This is a genomic window from Amycolatopsis sp. NPDC051716 (assembly GCF_040681595.1).
In the GTDB taxonomy this organism is placed as follows: domain Bacteria; phylum Actinomycetota; class Actinomycetes; order Mycobacteriales; family Pseudonocardiaceae; genus Amycolatopsis.
Map to the genome: position 1 here is coordinate 1 of NZ_JBFAZA010000104.1, position 1,210 is coordinate 1,210.

The window sequence follows — 1,210 nt, forward strand, 5'->3', positions numbered from 1 at the left end:
GGGGGGTGTCCCTATCTGGTTGTCAAGCCGCAGCGGCAGCGGGGTGGCGGTAGTGGGTGCCGTTGCGGAGCATGGCGTAGAGGACGTCGCAGCGGCGTCTGGCCAGGCAGATGAGGGCGGCGTTGTGTTTCTTGCCCTCAGCTCGCTTGCGGTCGTAGTAGGTCCGGCTGGTCGGATCCGACAGGGCGGCGAAGGCGGCGAGGAAGAAGGCGCGTTTGAGCTGGCGGTTGCCGGTTCGGGCCGGATGCTCGCCCTTGATGCTGGTGCCGGAGCTGCGGGTCACGGGGGCGATGCCCGCGTAGGCGGCCAGGTGCCCCGAGCTGGCGAAGTGGGAGGCGTCGCCGACTTCGAGGAGGATGCGGGCTGCGGTCCTGACTCCGATGCCGGGCATCGAAGTCAGGACCCCGGCAAGAGGGTGCGCATCAAGTATCCCCTCGACCTGCTCAGCAACCTGTTTCCGTTGCTGCAGAACAGTCTTCAGGCTGTCGGCCAGTCGCGGGAGCACCGTGTCCGCGGCGGCGGTGCCCGGGACGGTGACGGTCTGCTCGCCGAGGGCAGTCATGATCGCCTCGACCAGTTTTTCGCCGAGTCGGGGCGCGTGGACCTTGGCGATCGCGGTGAGTTTGCGGCGGCCGGCCTTGGCGATCCCGGCCGGGCCACCGCAACGCGAGAGGATTTCCAGCACCGCAGGGTGGCTGATCCTGGGGCCGATGGCGTGTTCGAGGGTGGGGTGGATGCCGGTGAGCAGTCCGCGGATCCGGTTGGCGATGCGGGTGGCTTCGCCGGCCAGGTCGTCGTCGAACCCGACGAGTACCTCCAGCTCGGCCAGAGCCTCGTCGCCGACGTCGACCGGGCGCAATGTGTGGGGCAGCGAGCGAGCCGCGTCGGCGATGACGAACGCGTCGCGGGCGTCGGTTTTGGCTCGGCCGGGGTAGAGGTCGGCGATGCGGCGCATGGCCAGGCCGGGCAGGTAGGCGACCTGATGCCCGGCGGCGCGGGCGACCGCGACCGGCAACGCCCCGATCGTGGCGGGCTGGTCGACCACGACCAGCACTGGGCCGTAGGCGGCGAGCTTGTCGAAGAGGGCTTTCAGCTTGGGTTCGGTGTTGGGCAGCGGCCCGTCATGCAGCCGCTTCCCGTCCGGGTCCAGACCGACTGCGTGGTGGGCTTCCTTACCGACGTCCAGGCCGAGGAACACGCTGAAGCTGCT

1 protein-coding gene is annotated in these 1,210 nt (G+C 69.6%); it reads right to left on the minus strand.

Annotated elements, in window-relative coordinates:
- Nucleotides 1-22 precede the first annotated feature (22 nt).
- Nucleotides 23-1,198: an IS110 family transposase gene (locus AB0M30_RS47680; RefSeq protein ID WP_364599331.1), complete on the minus strand. Its 1,176-nt coding sequence runs from the start codon at nucleotides 1,196-1,198 to the stop codon at nucleotides 23-25.
- Between the last annotated feature and the right edge of the window lie 12 nt (nucleotides 1,199-1,210).